Source organism: Streptomyces sp. NPDC031418, assembly GCF_055581605.1.
On sequence record NZ_JBVIJC010000023.1, the window covers coordinates 112,642 to 129,818 of the forward strand.

The 17,177-nt window shown below is 69.0% G+C and carries 15 protein-coding genes and 3 pseudogenes; 7 read left to right on the forward strand and 11 right to left on the reverse strand.

The features are described from left to right. Positions 1-201: 201 nt before the first annotated feature. The 3 genes and pseudogenes from ACZ5CZ_RS30300 to ACZ5CZ_RS30310 all read left to right on the forward strand — a co-directional run. Positions 202-1,638 (forward strand): RICIN domain-containing protein, encoded by a 1,437-nt coding sequence (locus tag ACZ5CZ_RS30300; protein ID WP_468947469.1) that lies wholly within the window; start codon positions 202-204, stop codon positions 1,636-1,638. 198 nt (positions 1,639-1,836) lie between these two features. Then, positions 1,837-4,296, forward strand: coding sequence for an RICIN domain-containing protein (locus ACZ5CZ_RS30305; protein WP_468947471.1), 2,460 nt, complete (start codon positions 1,837-1,839; stop codon positions 4,294-4,296). 210 nt (positions 4,297-4,506) lie between these two features. After that, positions 4,507-4,655 (forward strand): annotated as a pseudogene (locus tag ACZ5CZ_RS30310) (IS701 family transposase); the annotation flags it as partial. Positions 4,656-4,687: 32 nt separating this feature from the next. Here the strand turns inward: ACZ5CZ_RS30310 and ACZ5CZ_RS30315 are convergent. The 7 genes and pseudogenes from ACZ5CZ_RS30315 to ACZ5CZ_RS30345 form a co-directional block, all read right to left on the reverse strand. Beyond that, positions 4,688-5,026 carry a carboxymuconolactone decarboxylase family protein gene (locus ACZ5CZ_RS30315; RefSeq protein WP_468947505.1) on the reverse strand — a complete coding sequence of 113 codons (339 nt, stop codon included), beginning with the start codon at positions 5,024-5,026 and terminating at the stop codon, positions 4,688-4,690. 20 nt (positions 5,027-5,046) lie between these two features. Then, positions 5,047-5,469, reverse strand: a complete 423-nt coding sequence (locus ACZ5CZ_RS30320) for a hypothetical protein (protein ID WP_468947473.1) — start codon at positions 5,467-5,469, stop codon at positions 5,047-5,049. After that, positions 5,466-6,295 (reverse strand): annotated as a pseudogene (locus tag ACZ5CZ_RS30325) (IS5 family transposase). Before ACZ5CZ_RS30325 ends, ACZ5CZ_RS30320 begins: the two are co-directional and overlap by 4 nt. A gap of 109 nt (positions 6,296-6,404) precedes the next feature. After that, positions 6,405-7,115 (reverse strand): nucleotidyltransferase domain-containing protein, encoded by a 711-nt coding sequence (locus ACZ5CZ_RS30330; RefSeq protein WP_468947475.1) that lies wholly within the window; start codon positions 7,113-7,115, stop codon positions 6,405-6,407. 212 nt (positions 7,116-7,327) lie between these two features. Continuing rightward, positions 7,328-7,945 carry a hypothetical protein gene (locus ACZ5CZ_RS30335; protein WP_468947476.1) on the reverse strand — a complete coding sequence of 206 codons (618 nt, stop codon included), beginning with the start codon at positions 7,943-7,945 and terminating at the stop codon, positions 7,328-7,330. Positions 7,946-8,755: 810 nt separating this feature from the next. Continuing rightward, the gene (locus tag ACZ5CZ_RS30340; protein ID WP_385847213.1) at positions 8,756-8,956 is read right to left on the reverse strand and encodes a hypothetical protein; all 201 of its coding nucleotides are present in this window, start codon (positions 8,954-8,956) and stop codon (positions 8,756-8,758) included. Positions 8,957-9,493: 537 nt separating this feature from the next. Next, the gene (locus ACZ5CZ_RS30345) at positions 9,494-10,348 is read right to left on the reverse strand and encodes an NAD-dependent epimerase/dehydratase family protein (protein WP_385847308.1); all 855 of its coding nucleotides are present in this window, start codon (positions 10,346-10,348) and stop codon (positions 9,494-9,496) included. A gap of 136 nt (positions 10,349-10,484) precedes the next feature. On the opposite strand from ACZ5CZ_RS30345, the gene ACZ5CZ_RS30350 reads away from it, so the two are divergent. From ACZ5CZ_RS30350 to ACZ5CZ_RS30360, 3 genes and pseudogenes are all read left to right on the forward strand, one after another. Further along, complete coding sequence (locus tag ACZ5CZ_RS30350; RefSeq protein WP_468947478.1) at positions 10,485-11,333, forward strand: helix-turn-helix transcriptional regulator; 849 nt, start codon at positions 10,485-10,487, stop codon at positions 11,331-11,333. Between the two features lie 8 nt (positions 11,334-11,341). Then, positions 11,342-11,474: pseudogene (locus tag ACZ5CZ_RS30355) on the forward strand (IS630 family transposase); the annotation flags it as partial. Between the two features lie 184 nt (positions 11,475-11,658). Beyond that, entirely contained in the window at positions 11,659-12,153 is a 495-nt protein-coding gene (locus tag ACZ5CZ_RS30360; RefSeq protein ID WP_468947479.1) for a TetR/AcrR family transcriptional regulator, read from the forward strand. A gap of 575 nt (positions 12,154-12,728) precedes the next feature. Here the strand turns inward: ACZ5CZ_RS30360 and ACZ5CZ_RS30365 are convergent. Further along, complete coding sequence (locus tag ACZ5CZ_RS30365; protein WP_468947480.1) at positions 12,729-12,878, reverse strand: hypothetical protein; 150 nt, start codon at positions 12,876-12,878, stop codon at positions 12,729-12,731. A 261-nt stretch (positions 12,879-13,139) separates the two neighbouring features. After that, complete coding sequence (locus ACZ5CZ_RS30370) at positions 13,140-14,474, reverse strand: alpha/beta hydrolase (protein ID WP_468947482.1); 1,335 nt, start codon at positions 14,472-14,474, stop codon at positions 13,140-13,142. 69 nt (positions 14,475-14,543) lie between these two features. Here ACZ5CZ_RS30370 and ACZ5CZ_RS30375 point away from each other — a divergent pair, with 69 nt between their 5' ends. Next, positions 14,544-15,161: a TetR/AcrR family transcriptional regulator gene (locus ACZ5CZ_RS30375; protein WP_468947484.1), complete on the forward strand. Its 618-nt coding sequence runs from the start codon at positions 14,544-14,546 to the stop codon at positions 15,159-15,161. Positions 15,162-15,393: 232 nt separating this feature from the next. Here the strand turns inward: ACZ5CZ_RS30375 and ACZ5CZ_RS30380 are convergent, their stop codons facing one another. Both ACZ5CZ_RS30380 and ACZ5CZ_RS30385 read right to left on the reverse strand, forming a co-directional pair. Then, positions 15,394-16,047 carry a CatB-related O-acetyltransferase gene (locus ACZ5CZ_RS30380; protein ID WP_468947485.1) on the reverse strand — a complete coding sequence of 218 codons (654 nt, stop codon included), beginning with the start codon at positions 16,045-16,047 and terminating at the stop codon, positions 15,394-15,396. Positions 16,048-16,125: 78 nt separating this feature from the next. Then, positions 16,126-16,512 carry a transposase gene (locus ACZ5CZ_RS30385; protein ID WP_468947486.1) on the reverse strand — a complete coding sequence of 129 codons (387 nt, stop codon included), beginning with the start codon at positions 16,510-16,512 and terminating at the stop codon, positions 16,126-16,128. Positions 16,513-17,177 lie beyond the last annotated feature (665 nt).

A 17,177-nucleotide genomic window follows, 5' to 3' on the forward strand; every position in this document is an offset into this window, starting at 1 on the left:
AATCTGACCACGCGTCGGAGTCATGGACTCATGATCAAAACGGCAGGAAGCGTTGACGGAGCCCCTGTCGCGCCCTACGGTGCTCCAGCAGAAACGAACAACTTCCGACAGTTTCCAAGATCTTCGGGGGGTTGCCGCCCACCTGCGAAGAGCCGCACCCAATGCCGGCCCGCTCCCGCCGGCTTTCCACGAGGAACCCTGATGCTCCGTCGTGCCCGCTTGATCATTTCGGCCGTGCTCATGGGCGTGCTCGCGCTCCTGCCCGCCGGTGCACCCGCACAAGCCGCCCCCGCCACGGTGACCAACGCGACCCAGTTCACCGACACCACCGGAGCCGTGGTCCACGCCCACGGCGGTGGCGTCATCAAGGTCGGTTCCTACTACTACTGGTTCGGCGAGAACCGAAACCCCGACAACTCGTTCAAGTACGTCTCGGTCTACCGCTCAACCGACATGAAGACATGGGAGTTCCGTAACAACGTCCTCACGCAGGGCAGCGCCGCCGAGCTCGCTTCCGCCAACATCGAGCGGCCGAAGGTCATCTACAACAGCGCCACCGGCAAGTACGTCATGTGGATGCACAAGGAGCTGGCCACCGACTACACCCAGGCCCGGGTCGCCGTAGCCGTCTCGGACACGGTCGACGGCACCTACACCTATCTGGGCAGCTTCCGGCCGCTGGGCATCACCTCGCGCGACATGACCCTCTACAAGGACGGCGACGGCACCGCCTACCTGGTCTCCTCCGCCAACCAGAACGCCGACCTTGACATCTTCAAGCTGACCTCCGACTACACCGGCGTCGACAGCCTGGTCGCCAACCCTTGGCCCGGCACCTTCCGCGAGGCTCCGGCACTGTTCAAGCGGGGCAGCGTCTACTTCATGCTCACCTCCGCCAACAGCGGCTGGAAGCCCAACCAGCAGAGGTACGCCACCGCCACCAGCCTCGCCGGCCCGTGGACGGCCATGGCGGACGTCGGCAACGACACGGCCTACGGCTCCCAGACCGCCTTCGTCCTCTCCCTCCAGGGCTCCACGGGCACCTCGTACCTGTACATGGGCGACCGCTGGGGCAACTCCATGGGCGGCACGGTCAGTGACTCCCAGTACGTCTGGCTGCCCCTGACCTTTCCCACCAACACGACCATGGACCTGCCGTGGTACCCCCAGCTCGCCATCGACACGGCCGCCGCAACCGTCACCGGCGTGGGCGGCGGCCCCTACTACGACTTCCTCGCCCGGCACAGCGGCAGATGCCTCGACGTCTCGGACAACTCCGCCGCCGACAGCGCGGTCATCCTCCAGTGGGACTGCGGCGGCGGCCTCAACCAGCAGTGGCGGCTCACCGACGCCGGCGGCGGCTACGTCCAGGTTGTCGCCGAGCACAGCGGCAAGTGCCTGGACGTCTCGGGCGCCTCGACCGCGGACGGCGCCTACGTGAACCAGTACCACTGCGGCGGCGGCACCAATCAGCAGTGGCTGCTCCAGGACCAGGGCAACGGCTACTTCCACCTCGTCGCCCGGCACAGCGGCAAGTGCCTGGACGTGAAGGACGCGTCCACCGCCAACGGCACCCGCCTCATCCAGTGGACCTGCGGCACCGGCACCAACCAGCAGTTCCAGCAGCGCACCGCCTGACCGCCCACGCGCCGTCCGGTGCTCCTTGGCCTCGACGCGCGAAACGCCCATCTTCCAGCCCGCGGCAGCACCGCTGATCCGTGAGCCCGCCTGTGCCACGCCTTACCACCGTCGTGCCAGGCCGTATGAACCACGGCCTGGCATGTTCCTGCGGTGCGCCACCGAGGCACACCCGCACACCCACCACAGGAGGACACCATGCGGACCGTTCTGCGTCTGCCCGACAGACACATCAGACGGATAGCGGCCGTGGCCGCTCTGCTCCTCGCCCTCGCCCTGCTCAGCGGGCGAGTTCCGTCCCCCGCGTACGCCGCCACCAACACCACGGTCACCGTGGACGGCACCAGCGGCGGACGCACCTTCGACGGCATCGGGGCGATCAGCGGCGGAGGCGGTAACACCCGCCTGCTGTACGACTACCCGACAACCCGGCGCAATGAAATCCTCGACCACCTGTTCAAGCCCGGTTACGGGGCAGACCTGCAGATCCTCAAGGTGGAGATCGGTGGCGACACCAACTCCACCGACGGAGCCGAGGCGAGCATCGAGCACACCAAAGGCACCATCGACTGCAACGCGGGCTACGAGTGGTGGCTGATGGAGCAGGCCAAGGCTCGCAACCCGGGCATCAAGTTCTACGGCCTGTCCTGGGGCGCCCCCGGCTGGATCGGCGGCGGCAGCTTCTACTCCCAGGACATGATCGACTACCTGATGTCCTGGCTCGGCTGCGCCAAGCAGCACGGTCTGACCATCGACTACCTCGGCGGATGGAACGAGAGGAACTACAACGCCTCCTGGTACGAGAGCCTGAAGTCCGCCCTGAACTCGAACGGCTACACCTCGACCAAGCTGGTCGGCGGCGACAACTTCGGCTGGTCCGTAGCCACCGGCATGAAGAACGACAGCAACCTGTACAAGGCTGTGGACATCGCCGGTTCCCACTACCCGTGCAGCTACCTGTCGGCGATGTCGAGTTGTTCCTCCACTTCCGATGCCCAATCGCTCGGCAAGCCGATCTGGGCCAGTGAGAACGGCTCGGAGGACGCCGAGACCGGCGCGGCCCCGGTCGCCCGTGCCATCAACCGCGGCTACATCGACGCCAAGCTGACCGCCTACATCAACTGGCCCATCGTCGCGTCCCTGTACCAGAACCTCGCCTTCCACGACGACGGCCTGATCACCGCCAACCAGCCCTGGTCCGGCAACTACAGCGTGGGCCGCACCACCTGGGCTATCGCCCAGACGACTCAGTTCACCTCGCCGGGCTGGAAGTACCTGGACACCGCCACCGGCTACCTCGGCGGCTCGCGCTCCAACGGCAGCTACGTCAGCTACGCCGCTCCTGACAAGAGCGCCTGGAGCACCGTCTTCGAGACGATGGACGCCACGGCCTCCCAGACCGTCACCCTCAACGTCACCGGCGGCCTGCCCAGCGGCACCCTGCACGTGTGGTCCACCGACCTGTCGCAGCCCGGCAAGGCCACCCCGCACATGGTGCAGAACGCCGACCTGACCGCCGGCGGCGGCACCTACACCCTCGCCCTCGCCCCCGGCCACATCTACACGGTGACCACCACCACCGGTCAGGGCGCGGGCACCACCACGCCTCCGCAGCGCACCCGGCTGGCGCTGCCGTACTCCGACTCGTTCGCCGGCTACAGCACGGGCCAGGAGGCGAAGTACTTCTCCTCCATGAACGGAGCCTTCCAGGCGGCACCCTGCAGCGGTGGCCGCAGCGGCGCGTGCCTGCGCCAGATGGCGCCCGTCCAGCCGATCCGCTGGACCGATGAGTCAGGCAACCAGCCGTACACCACCATGGGTGATGCGGGCTGGAGCAACTACACGGTCAGCTCCGACGTGCTGCTGGAGAACAGCGGCAGCGCCGCCGAGGTCCTGGGACGCGTCGGCACCCAGGCCAAGAACAACAACGGGCTGAACGCCTACCACTTGCGGCTGTCGGACACCGGTGCCTGGTCGCTGCTGAAGACGGACACCTCCTGGACCTGGACCACCCTGGCCAGCGGTACCGGGGCCGCACCCGGCACGAAAACCTGGCACAACCTGGCCCTGTCCTTCCAGGGCAGCACGATCACCGCCAAGATCGACAGCACCACGGTCGCCACGGTCACCGACAGCACTTACCAAGGCGGCCAGATCGGCCTCGGCACCGCCGGCTACCACCCCGTCCAGTACTCCAACCTGTCCATCACCCCGGGCACCGTGCCCGACCTCACCGGCACCTACAAGATCGTCAGTGTGCGCAGCGGTGAACTCCTCGACGCAGTAGGGGCCGGGACCAGCGACGGCACCCTGATCGACCAGTGGCCCGCCAACGGCGCTACCAACCAGCAGTGGAAGCTGACCCTGAACAGCGCCGGGTACTACACCATCACCGGGGTCGGCAGCGGCAAGGCGCTGGACATCCCCAACGTCACCACCTGGCCCGGCACCCAACTGGAGCTGTGGACGTCCAACGGCGGCGCCAACCAGCAATGGGTGATCGCCCCGTCCGACAACGGCAACTACACCATCGAGTCCCGCTCGAACGGCTACCTGCTCGAAGTGTCGGGGAACTCCACCACCAACGGAGCAGCCATCGACCAGTGGATCACCAACGGCGCCACCAACCAGCAGTGGCAGTTGGTCAGAATCGCCTGACCGGCACCCGGTGAAACGGCGTTTGTCAACTCAGTAGCATCTTGGTCGTTGATGCGCAGTGGAGCAAACCTCGCCCTACTGCGCATCCCCCAACGGCACCCCCGGAGCAACGACCGGCCGGTGCCCGTGCCCGAGCCCAGGTAGTTACCGGTAGTTCGTTGAATTCGGCGGTGGCGTGGGTTGACGGCAGGCCGGGTTGGTCATAGGCCGCTGCTGGCGCCGAGGGAGCAGAACAAGACGATCACTTGCCTGACAGGGGCGGAGCCGGTGGCCGGTGCGGGGATGCCGGGGTGCAGCGGCCGCAGTTCTTCCTGTCCGAATCGCCCCGGGAGGCCGAGCTGGTCAACGACCGGCGGCTTCGAGCTACTGCGCGGGAAGGCGGCGAGCTCTGTCAGCCCGTTCCTGAGCCGCCCTGGCGCACCTGCACGATGGGTTCGACGCCGCGCGCGTCGACGACCTCGCGCCACGCGTCCAAGCCCGCCTGGAAGGCGACGACTCCGGCCTCCGGAAGGGCGATCTCGATCGCTCCGAGGATCTCCTGCGAGGTGACACCGAGGTCCAGGGCTATCCGGATGTGACTCTGGATGTGTCTTTTGCCCGCTCGCATCATGGTCAGGCTCAGGATGAAGAGCAGTTCCTTGGTACGAGGGGGTCGCGTCCAGCCTGCGGTGAAGAGGGCGGGATGAGGGTTGGTGCCCGATTCACTGCTTCGTCTGGGGTGAGTGGGCAGGTCGTGGCGACGCCGGGCGACTACGGCCGCGGCTGGGTGAACAAGCCCTGCTCGGTCTCGACCAGGATTCCGCGCTCGGCGAGCCGCTTGAGCTTCAGGCGGGTGTTGTTGATGGTGTTGGGCGCGATCTCCAGGTCCATCGCCTCGCACACCTGCCGGGCCCGCAGCGGGGTGTCGGCCGCGGCGAACACCGCCATGATCTGCTGGTAGGCCGGATGGTCCGGCAGCTTCGGGGACGGCGGTGCGGCCGGGGCCGGCTCGGGTAGTTCCAGCAGCGTCTTGCGGGTGATCCGGACCTCCTCGGCGGTTTGGTGAAGCTCCTGCAGCTGCGCGGAGAGTTCCGCGATCCACTCCTTGACCGCCTCGGCCTGCGCGGCGAGCTTCCGCTCCCGTTCCTCCAGCCTGGCCAGCACCGCTCCGAGCGTCAGCTCCCCGCCGGTCATGCGGTGCGCCAGGCCGGTGCGGTCGCCCCGGTCAGCCGGCGCAGTATCACCGCGGTCATCGCCCAGTACACCCGCGACTCGGAGGTGCGGGGCTGGTGCTCGTAGTCGCGCACCAGCCTGCGGTGCAGCATCAAGATCCCGTAGGCGCGCTCCACGATCCACCGTTTGGGGATCGGAACGAACCCGGTCTGTACCGGATTACGCTCCACGATCTCCACCTCGATGCCCACCTGCTGGCCGTGCGCGACGACGGCATTCTTGAAGCCCTGGTCGACCAGGGCCTTCTGAACGGTGTCGGTGTCGGCGACGACCTTGTCCAGCAGCGCGGCGCCGACGGCATTCTCGTGCGCCGACGCGGCCACCACGACCACCGCGATCACCAGCCCCAGGACATCAACGGCCAGGCCGCGCTTGCGGCCCGGTACTTTTTTGCCGCATCACGTCCCGTCGACTGCGCGGGCACCCCGGCCGCGACGTGCACGCTCTGGGTGTCGAGCACCACCAGACTCGGATCCGCCTTCCGGCGCGCCTTCTCCCGCACCTGCCAGCGCAGCAGGTCGTGGACGGTCTGGTCGGTGCCGTCGTCACGCCAGGTGTAGAAGTAGTACTTCACCGCGCCGGGCGGCGGGAAGTCGTGCGGGAGCAGCTCCCACTGGCAGCCGGTGCGGCCCTGGTAGAGCAGCGCGTTGACGATCTCCCGCATCGCGTACCGGCCCTGATGGCCGCTGACCGAGGGGTGCGCGGCCTTCCATGTGGTAATCACCGGCTCGACCAGCGCCCACTGCTCGTCGGACAGGTCGGTCCTGTAGAGCTTGCGCTCGCTCAAGGGGACCAGCCCAGCACGCCCACGGCCGCCGACCGGCCGGGATGCCGTCCTGCCACACGTTCAGGTGACGACAAAGCACCGATGCACTCACATACCGCCCTCTGAAACCTCAGTAACAGGCGGAGAGAAGATCACCGAGGATGCCTGCCGGGTCGTGCAACACCCGGGCGCCGTCGGTGACGACCCGATGTGTCCCCGGATCAACAGGATCTGTCTTCGCCCAGGCCGGGGAGCCGATTCCCAGCTCGACTTCCAGGCCGGAGGCCGTGGAACAGCGTCGTTCTGTGATCGGTCCCCACGACTGGGTGCGGATCACTTCACCCAGCCCCAATTCCACGGCCCAGGCATCCTCAAGCAGATATCGAGACTCGTCCGTGGTGAGCAGGACGATGTCGATGTCAGAGTCCGGTCGCACGGCATTGCGGGCGCAAGATCCCACCAAGAGCAGACCGACGATGTCATTACGGCCTCTCGACCAGCGAGTGATCCGGTCGATGACCTCGTTGATCTCAACGACCCGCTCCGGCGACAGCGCCATCGGAAGACTCCCTGACTGATCGTCGCGATGCACCTCAAATGTCCCATCCGTCGCCGAAGAGCCGGTGCCAACCTCGGACAGCGCCTTCGGCAGGACGCAGGTGCCCACGCGCCAGAACCTGGCATCGGTCCACTTCACGCCGTCCAGGTCCCGGCCGGCCAGGACCCGGGCGATCCCGCGCCCGAGGGAGTCGGCGTTCTCCTCCAGCTGCTTGTCGAACTTCGCAGGTACTCGACGGGGTCGTCGGCGTTCGAGGGCTGGACGTTGGCGGCTGCTTCCCACAGCGGTTTCATCAGGCGACTCCGCACTCGTCGCAGATGATCCTGACGTCCCCCCAGGAGACGTCGCGCTGGCCGGAGCATGCGGGAGACGTAGGACTCGTGGACGCCCATCTGTTCGGCGAGCTCGCGCTGCCGGCGCCCCACCGCCCCAGCTTCCCCCAGGCACCCGGTCGCTGTCCCTCACCCCCCTTTGAGCCCCTGCCGGCCGGGAACTCAGGGGCCGAGCACGGCCGCCGGGACCTCGCGCTCCAACACGGCGAGCGCCTTGGCGTGGCTCCCCACGGTGTCGTAGTCGAAGGTGAAGGTCACCACCCGGACCTGGCCGGCCAGCGGCTGGAGCAGCTCCCACTGCCGTATCCGCCGGGCGGGGCGGTTCGGCAGGGGTGCCTCGGTGTGCGTGCGGCGCAGGGTGCAGCCGTTGTCCAGGGCCGCACCGGGGGTGCCGGGCGGGGCCGGGTCCGCGTCGGCGATCCTGGCCCGCACGGACAACCGTCCGATGCCCGGGGCGTCCGCGGTCGTAGCGCCATCGGCGGCCAGCACCACCCAGTGCGCCGGCACCCGAAAGCGCGCCAGCCCCCGCAGATGCGAGACCTCCCGCAGATCCTCCCCGGGTTGTGCAGCGTCCAGGGCCGCTGCACACAGGGACCGCACCCGGTGCAGTCCCCCCTCGTGCCCGGGCAGCACCCGGGCGACCGCCTCGTACACGGCGACGGCCTCCTCGCCCAGGCGGCGCACCTCCGCCAGGGCCTGCTCGCCGTGAGCCTCGGCCAGCAGGCCACACAGGCGGGCCTTGGCATCGGCCGCCTCCAGGGCCGTCTCGTGAACGGGCACGCCGCCGTCCGCCGGGCCGCGCAGGCCCCCCCCCGGCGGACCGCAGCGCGACTGCCGCGGCCACCTCCTGGGGGCCGACGCCGGGGATCAAGGAGTCGTAGGCCTCGACGGCGCCACGGGCGGCCAGGACGCCGTCGGCGACGGCACCGTTCATGGCCTGGATCATCGCCTGGTTGTAGAGGATCGAGGCGAGCACCCGCACATGCTGTGTGTCGTCGGGCTCGGTCTGCCGCAATCGCCGGACCGCGGCCTCCGCTGCACGGCTGCTCTCCAGCGCCTGCCGGAGCCGCCGGCCCCGCATGTGCTGGATGGCGGCCATGCTCTCCTGCTCCGCCGTTCTGCGCAGTCGCCTCGAGCTCAGTGACACACACCACCCCCGGGGCCATGCCGACGCGGAGGGCGTCGCGCTGGACCACCGATTGTGCAGTCCGCGCGGACACCAGAGCCAGAGGCCTTCCGTAGCTCAGTCGGGGAACTGTAGGAATGCCGTCTGGACCCGGAGCAGGTGGGTGTCCGGGTGGGTTTCCTCGTACAGGTCCAGGACCTTCTGGTAGCGGCCGCCGTGTACACCAGCGACAACGGGTGTGCAGCGTGGCCCACGGCCCGTACCGCTCGGGCACGTCCCGCCAGCCGGGCCTGTACGGAACTTCGACACGATCCCGTTGAGGACCCTGCGGTCGTCCAGCCGCTTGCGCCCACGCGACGCCACGGGCAGCAACGGCCGGACGAACTCCCCTTCAGCGTCCGACAGTTCATGGCGGCGTCTCACCCGATCATGATCCACCAGTCGAGATCATTTGACGACAGACCCTAGGGCAGCCAGGGCGTCAGCGGGTCATGGCACTTGGAGACGTCGGGCTGCTCGGCGCACTGCTGGTAGGCACGTTCGGCGGGGAGCCGGGACAGGCCGAGCATGGTCAGCGGCAGCGCGGCGATGGCCGTCACCACCGCGATCAGGGCGATCTCCACACCCTTGCGGAGCGCACCTGCACCTCCGAGCGTCTGACTCATGCCCCCAGAGAAGGGCCGCATCCGGCCGCGCGGCAGAGGAAAGCCGCGATACGAGATTGCGGACCGCGGCGTGCTCTGCGGTGCTGAACACGGCCGTGGCGGCAGCGAGCAGCTGGTCGATGCGCTGCCACTCCGCGAGCTCCGCGGCCGCGCTCGTCGTCCGCCGGGTCCTCGTGCCCGGAAGCCTGCCGCGCGTCGAACCGGGCGTCCTCGAGGGCGCGGGCGACGGCGGCAGCGTCCATGCCCTTCACCCGCCGCCCTACGACGCGCCGGCCGATGCGGGCGGGGTCGACCGGCTCGCGTGCCGCGGCGACGCGCGGGGCGAGCGGACGGCGAGCGGTGCGCCGTGGCGGCCAGGAAGTGGTCAACGTCGACCTCGCTTCGGAGTACGAATGCAGGAGCAGGCCGCCGCCAGAGCCCTTCCGTGGCGGCCCGCCGAACTGAGCCGGGGCCCGATAGGTGTCCCCACCGACACCAGCTGACCTGCGGCTTCAGGCAGCCGAGGCAGAGGGGTGGACTGGCCGGGCGCAGGGACCGTCACAGGGCTCCGGCGTCCCGGGCCGTCCAGACGCTCGGGTAGATCGGCCGGAAGCCGAGCTCCCGACGGATCCGCTGGTTGGACATGATCCCGAACCATGGGTCGGGGTCCGTGAGCTCGTGGAGCCCGGCGGGCACCTCTACGCCGTTGAGCTGGTACAGCTCGACCGTCGTGACGGGGGCGTCGTCGGCGATGTTGTAGATCCGGCCGGCGATGCCCGGCGTGTACAGCAGACGCATCAGGCCCTGGGCGACGTCCGCGTGGTGGACCATCTGCAGGCGCTGATGCGGCGCCCAACGGTCGGCCCAGTGCAAGGAATTGGCGAGGTGCGGGTCGCCCTCGCCGTAGACGAAGGGGAGCCGTCCGATGCGTACGTCCAGGCCCTTGAGCGCGAGCAGTTCGCGCTCGGCCTCGGCCTTGGACTCGGGGTAGGCACCCCACATCGCGCCGCCCGGCCGGCTCTCGTCCTCCTCGGTCAGCGGGCGGCCCCGTCCGACGCCGTACACGTTGTTCGTGCTGACCTGCACGAACCGTTCCACACCCGAGGCCTGCGCGGCGCGGCCCAGGGCCACCGCGGCGTCCCGATTGACGGCCCATGCCTCCTCATCGGGCACCCCGCGGAAGGAGGCGGCGACGTTCACGACGGCATCCACGCCGGCGAGCGCCTTGCCGAGTGACTCCTCCTCGCGCATGTCTCCTACCGCGACCTGGGCGCCCAGTTCCGCGAAGCGCTCGCCGCGGGCAGCGTCCCGTACCAGGACGCGCACCTGCTCGCCCGGCTGCCGCTGGGCCAGCAGCCTCGGCACGAAACGGCGTCCGACCTGTCCCGTCGTACCAGTCACCAAAGTCAGCATCATGTGCTCCTCACGCACTGCGTCGCCTGTCGTTGATGACCAGCCTCGGCGGATGCGGAAACGAGAGGGAGAGACCTCTTCATCAGGGGACCGGGAGTCCCTGGATAAGCCGGCCGGCCTCGCGCACCCTGGAAAGGTGAACCGAGCCGAACTCGCCGACTTCCTGCGCCGCGCTCGCGCCCGCCTGGCCCCCTCCGACGTGGGTCTCACGGCCAGCGCCCGCCGCCGTACGCCGGGGCTGCGCCGCGAAGAGGTGGCCCAGCTGGCCGGCATGTCCGTGGACTACTACACGCGGCTGGAGCAGTCCCGGGGCCCGCGCCCGTCCCGCCAGATGCTCACCGCGCTGGCCCGCGCCCTGCGCCTGACGGAGGACGAACGCGACCACCTCTTCCACCTCACCGGTGAACAGCCACCGCGCCGGGAGGAGACCAGCACGCACGTGCGCCCGGGCCTGCTCCTGGTGCTGGACCGGCTGCACGACACCCCGGCGATGGTGGCGACCGACTGCGGCGAGGTCCTGGCCCAGAACGCACTGTCACGGGCGCTGAGCGGGGACGTCCTCGCCCGACCGCCCCAAGGACGCAACATGATCCGCCGCTTCTTCCTGGACCCGGCAGCCCAGGAGCTGTTCCCGCCCGAGGACCGCCCGGAGCGCGCCCGCGAGCAGGTGGCCGGCCTGCGAGCGGTGGCCTCGGCCCGCCCCACGGACCCCGAACCCGCCGCCCTCGTCACCGAACTACGAGCCAAGAGCGAGGAGTTCGCCCGTCTCTGGGACGAACACGAGGTCGCCGTACGCCGCGCCTCCACCAAACGCTTCCGGCACCCTGCGATCGGCATCCTCGAACTCGACTGCGAGATCCTCGTCAACTCCGACCACAACCAGCAACTCGTCATCCACACGGCCCGCCCCGGCACGGAGTCCTACGAGCGCTTGCAGTTGCTGCGAGTGGTGGGCTTGCAGGACCTGACGCCGACGGGCTCCTGAGCATGAGCGACCTCGGCAACCTCGCTGCCGCCGACCAGGCAGATCACCCGGGCGGTGAAGCGCAGGCTCAAACAGATCCAGTATCGGACCGACCTGGTGGACGGCGGTCTGGGCGGCGCCGGCCTGATCGTGGGTGATTGACCGCATCCGGTCGGCTCGCATGAACGCCAAGTCCGGGCGACCGCTGTGCATCCTCCCGCTCTAGGCCCGCTGGCGGCCTGTCCCCAAACACGCTGCGGATCGCTGGGGGCGTGACCTGGGGGACAGAAGCCGTCACCTCCTACCGTCATCGCTGTTGAAGCCTGGCTGCCCGCGTCACGCCCGATTGGCTCGTCGGTCGCTCTACGAGCACTTCGGCGGAAAGGACGGCCTGATCGCCGAGGTCCTGCGCCGTAGCGCCGCCGAGGACGAGGCCAGCTACGAGCAGACCATGCGGGCCGCCGGCGACGATCCACGCGAGCGCCTGCTGGCCGTCTTCGACAAGCTCGCCACCATCGTCACCAAGCCGGACTTCCGGGGCTGTCGGTATCTCGCCGCCGACCTGGCCCTGGCCGACCCCGCCCATCCGGGACATGCCATCATCCGCCAATACCGTGAGCGCGTGAGCAGGCTCCTGGCAGACGAGCTGGTCAGGCTCGGCCATCCCCATCCCGCCCACGCCGCCGACCAGCTCCTGCTGCTCATCGACGGAGCCCTGGCTGCCGGAGCCACCCGCCCCGACACCAATCCGGCCCTATCCGCGCGGGAGCTAGCCGAGCAGCTCCTCGCGCAGAGCGGCAACCTAGACGACCCGGCGCGCCCAACCCCACTCGCCCCTTAGAAGCGGTTGTCTTTCCGGACGCGACCGATGAGTTTCCGCTGATCAGGCATGGTTCCGGTGTTGCTGCGGGAGGGTTCGGGCGTTCAGTTCGTTCTCGGCGATGCGGAGACGACCAGTGACATCGGTGAGGGGGCTGCCGGAGGAACGGGAGGCCGCCGCCCGGGCTCGGGCAGCGGAGCTGCAGGCGGAGACAGGCCCTTGCCGAACTCGGCGCGCCCGAAGCGGTATTGGAACGCCGGGTGCTCGCCCGAACGGAACTCGCCGATGCCCTGGCCATGCCGGCCGGGGAGACGCATGCCCCTGTCCCTGCCCCGAGGGAGGCGCCGGTGGAGGTGGAGAGGAGCCCGGTCGCGGGGTCGATCGTGCCACGGTGGCACCGGGACTGCTTGCGTCGGAGTACCGACGGATCGTCGAGCTGGTCCAGGCCGAACCGGGTGACGGCGAGCGGGTGTCGGCGAAGGAGCTGGCGGCCCGGCTGGATCTGCCGCTGGTGCCGGCGAAGATCGAGGGAGCGCGGTCCAGGGCGAAACGGCTGGTCGAGCGGGGGTGGCTGGCGGCGTCGCCGTCGGGCCGGTTCATGCAGCGAGCGTCGTCCAGTCCTGCTGCGGGGAGTTGACCGGGCGGGCCAGACGTCGGGCCATGAGCATGCTCGACGAGAAGCAGATGAACGCCTCGCTGCCGGCGGGCAGCGTCTCGAAGTCACGCACCAGGCGCCGTGAACGCAACAGCCACCCTGGAGTTCGATCCACCACCCACCGTCTCGCAGCACCACAAACCCCGCCATGTCGTCACTGCGCTTGACGATCTGCGGGGTGAGCTGGAGTTTCTCCTTCGCCCAGGTGACGAGGTCGCCGGTATGGCCGCCGTCGGCCCGGGCAAGGGTGATCTTGCGTCCTCGCCATAGAGGCAACAACCCCACAGGCTGGACCCAGCCCCGCCCGCCGAGCACTCCTGCCGCGAGGCCAACCCGCCGTCAGCAACCGTCTTCATTTGTGGTCGCGCAGGAAGGTCGCGATCTCGTCGCGGGTCGGGTAGTTCGGCAGGGGAGCTGGCTTGTCCTGAAGGAACGCAGTGATGACGGCGACGGCCCGGTCGTTGTTGTCGTCCAGACCGTTCCACATGTGGTGTCCGACGCCGGGCATGTACTGCGTGCGCTGGATGGCAGGGTCATCGGCAAGGACGGTGGTCTCCCATTGGCGGACCTGGGAGGAGCACTCGGCGATCATCAGCATCGCGGGGGTCCGGGACTGCCTCAGTAGGGGTGCGATAGAAGGCGAGTCTTTGACCGTCTGCTCGACGCGAAGGCTGGCGGCGGGGCTGAAGGAGAAGTTGCGTGCGGTGTTCTCGGCTGGGATGCGGTGCGCGTCGCGTGCGCAGTAGGCGGATGCGGTGTCGCTGCCGAGGTCGGCGGCGGTGAAGGCGTTGTCACCTTCGGCCTGTCCGATCAGACCGGTGTCGGGGGTGAGAAGTCCAAGTCGCATGAGGCCGAATGCCACGGCGTACCGCGGGACGTGCGTCGATCGCGGCCCGGCCATGGCCGGCGCGAGGCCCCGCGCGGATTTTCGGCCCTTGTGCCCGGTGATGTGCGCCGTGGGCCCGTCCATGGGGCCGGGCTCAGCGATGATCGCTCGACGCAAGCGTGCGGCGACGCGCGGATCGGCCAGGGCTCGGGTCAGCACGACCCCGCCTGAGGAGAATCCGAGAATGTCGACCTTTCCCTTGTTCAGGCGGTCGACGAAGGCGGTGAGGTCGCGGACCGATCTGGAGATCGTGTACTGGCCCATGGGGAGCAGGTCGCTTCGTCCGCCACCGGCTTGTTCATAGGTGTAGACGTCGTAGCCCTGGCGTGCCATGAGTTGCAGGAACCGGTGGTCGAGTACCGAGATGCCGCGGACCGGACCGCCGTTCAGATACACGAGCGGAATGGGATGCCGGGGACTGGGGTGCGCGGGCGGGTAGTGGTACACCGCGACCCGGCTGCCCGTGGTCAGGCTCCAATGCTGCGTGGTCACGAACGGCAGGGCGGGCGGGTACCGCCGGGCCATCGGCACGGTTGGGATGCAGACCGACGCCGTCAACGCCGCCGCGACAGCCACCGGCAGAAACGGCACGAGCCGCGTCGGCCAAGTGCGGCGCCGGCCCCGCCACATCGCGAGGACAGCCCCGACTCCAAGGGTCATCAACCATGCGGCGAGCCCCGAGCCTGCCCCGTCTGTGAGGGCGATCAGTGCGAGAAAGACGCCGACCAGAATCGCGACGGCGGCCACGGCTAGCAGTAAGCGTCCCGTGAAGCGGACAAGACGTATGGCGGACGTAGGCACAGCGGACCTCCCTTAGTTTCAGAACGTCGTTTCAAAACGACGTTATCAAACCGCGGTAGGCTGCTGGCCGTGGGTAGGCCGAGAACAAACGACGAGGCCGTCAAAGAGCGGCTTGTGGAGTACGCGACCGAGATGCTTGCCACCCGTCCGCGGGAGTCGGTCACGGTCCGCGCCGTGGCCGCTGCTGCCGAGGCGTCGACGGCGGCGGTTTATTCCTTGTTCGGCGGAAAGGACGGGCTGATCGGTGCGGTGCGCGACAGAGCCGTCGCAGGCCTGTTCCAGGACCTGTCGGCGGTGCAGCCCTCCGCGGACCCTCTCGCCGACCTCTACGCGCTGGCCGTCGCCTACCGTCGCTGGGGGCGCGGACACAGCCACCTTTACACGGTGTTGTTCGGTGGTGTGCAGTCCTTCGACCCGTCGGGGGAGGTCGGTGCCAGTGACCCGATCCGTCCACTTCTCGCGGCGATCGATCGCGCCGTGACGGCGTCCGTCCTCGTCGGCGAGGCGACCTCGATCGCCCTGTCGATCTGGGCCACCCTCCACGGGCTGGTGACTCTTGAACTGGCTGGGGCCTTCGACGCCGCGACGGCCGACGCCGCATTCCGATCGGCGATTCACGCCACGTTGCGCGGGTGGACGACTCCGGCGGTGTTCCGCAGACTTCGCCAAGCGGAACTCGCTCCGTGACAAGTCGCCAGTCGCCGTCGGCGGCGGCATATCGCTGGCGTACTGAACTGCGAACAGGTCGATTCAGATCGTCGCCGCTACGGATACCAGGCGGTCGATGTCCAGGCCTCGCGGGGGCCCGGCTGCCGCACGCGCGCACGGCCGCCGGGCACGGGCCCTGGTACGCCCGAAAGAGGAGATCAAGGAGGAGCTGGCGCGGGACGGGTGCGGGCGGTGTGGCGAGGACGCGGCGTCAGGGCCGGTCGATCTGTTCGGCGGCCTCCTCAAGGTCGGCGACAGTCCCCGACATGATCGTCCGTACATGCCTGGTGATGTGCTGCACGGGCCAGTCCCACCACGCCACGGCGAGGAGCCGGGCGATGTCCGCAGCGTCGTAGCGGGTGCGGATGAGCCGAGCCGGGTTGCCGCCGACGATGCCGTAGTCGGGGACGTCGCCGGTGACCACAGCGCCGGCGGCGATGATCGCGCCGTGACCGATCCGTACACCGGGCATGACCGTGGCACCGTGCCCGAACCACACGTCGTTGCCGACGACCGTGTCACCCCGGCCGGGTAGGCCGGTGATCAGGTCGAAGTGCTCCGCCCAGGAGCCCCCCATGGTGGGGAACGGGAACGTAGAAGGACCGTCCATCCGGTGGTTGGCGCCGTTCATGATGAACCGGGTGCCCGCCCCCAACGCGCAGTACTTGCCGATGACAAGCCGCTCGGGACCGTAGTGGTAAAGAACGTTGCGCGTCTCGAACGCGGTTGGGTCGTCCGGATCGTCGTAGTAGGAGAAGTCCCCGACCTCGATCAACGGCGACGTCACCAACGGCTTGAGCAGAACCACGCGCGGGTGCTCGGGCATCGGGTGGAGCACGGTGGGGTCAGCAGGAACGGGCGGCATCGCGGAGGCGGTTCCTCTCTAGCGGACCTAGAGCGACGACTGTCGCATTAAGATGCTGGCACAGCCCTGCCACCTTGATCAACCGGACACTGATTGCCGATGACAGACCCACTGGACACGACATCGGAGCGCCGTCCGGGCGGCCGCACCGTGGCGGGCGGGGTACGGGCGGCGCGAATCGCGTTCTGCACGGCGAGGCCGGCAACCCGGTCGTCCGGCTCGCCGGGCGGGGCCCCTTTTGACGGGCCCGGCGGCGTGCTGGTGCGCACGCACGACCGTGGAGTCGACCGCGGCGACCCCGGCCAGGTCACCTTCGGCGTCGGCCTGAGCCAGCAGGGCGGTGAAGACCTTCTCCCACGTGCCGTCGTCGGCCCACTTCCGCAGCCGGTCGTGGACGCCCTTCCACGAGCCGAAGTGTTCGGGCAGGGCTGTCCATGGCGTGCCGGTGATCCCGCCACCGCCCACCCCGCCGAGGGGTCCGGTCCGGCAGCAATGGCTCGCTGCGGGCCCACTGGCCGTCAGTCAACGACACACCCAGACCACCGATGCAGCCGTCTTCCGATCGCGCCGGATGGGGAAGATCCTGATACTCGACCAGGACCGGCGGTCCCTTTTTGCGTTCTCGTCTTGCCGCGCACATGGCTGAGACCCACTCCCGGCTATCCGAACGCAATAGATAGACCGCGGGCACGCCTCTCCACGATGGGACTCCGCAGCGGAGCGCAGGCACGTGCGGCTGGTCCCACGGAAACCGGACAACACCTACCTCGGCGCCTCCCGAAGTGGTGAACACTCGGTGTCGCCTCTCGGACCAGAGCCGGCCCGACCTATGGGCGGCAGCGTCGTCAGGCTGTGTGTCGAGGGGCGGCAGGCATGCTGCCGGTGTCGGGGGCCGTGCCGCTGTCCACCGTCACCACCAGTTCCACCTGGTCCTGAGGCTGCATGCCTGCCCGTCCCGACCCGGCCGTGGACCCGCTCGGCCGTCACCGTCCCGGCCCGGTCAGGTCCCGGCGGGCTCGTGCCGTGACAGCGGCTGCCCCGGCAGCCACCACGCTGGAGGCTGCGGGGTGTCGTCCTCCCCCTGGTGCAGCGTCCGGTCGCCCTGATGCCCGTCGGAGTATCCGCGCCAC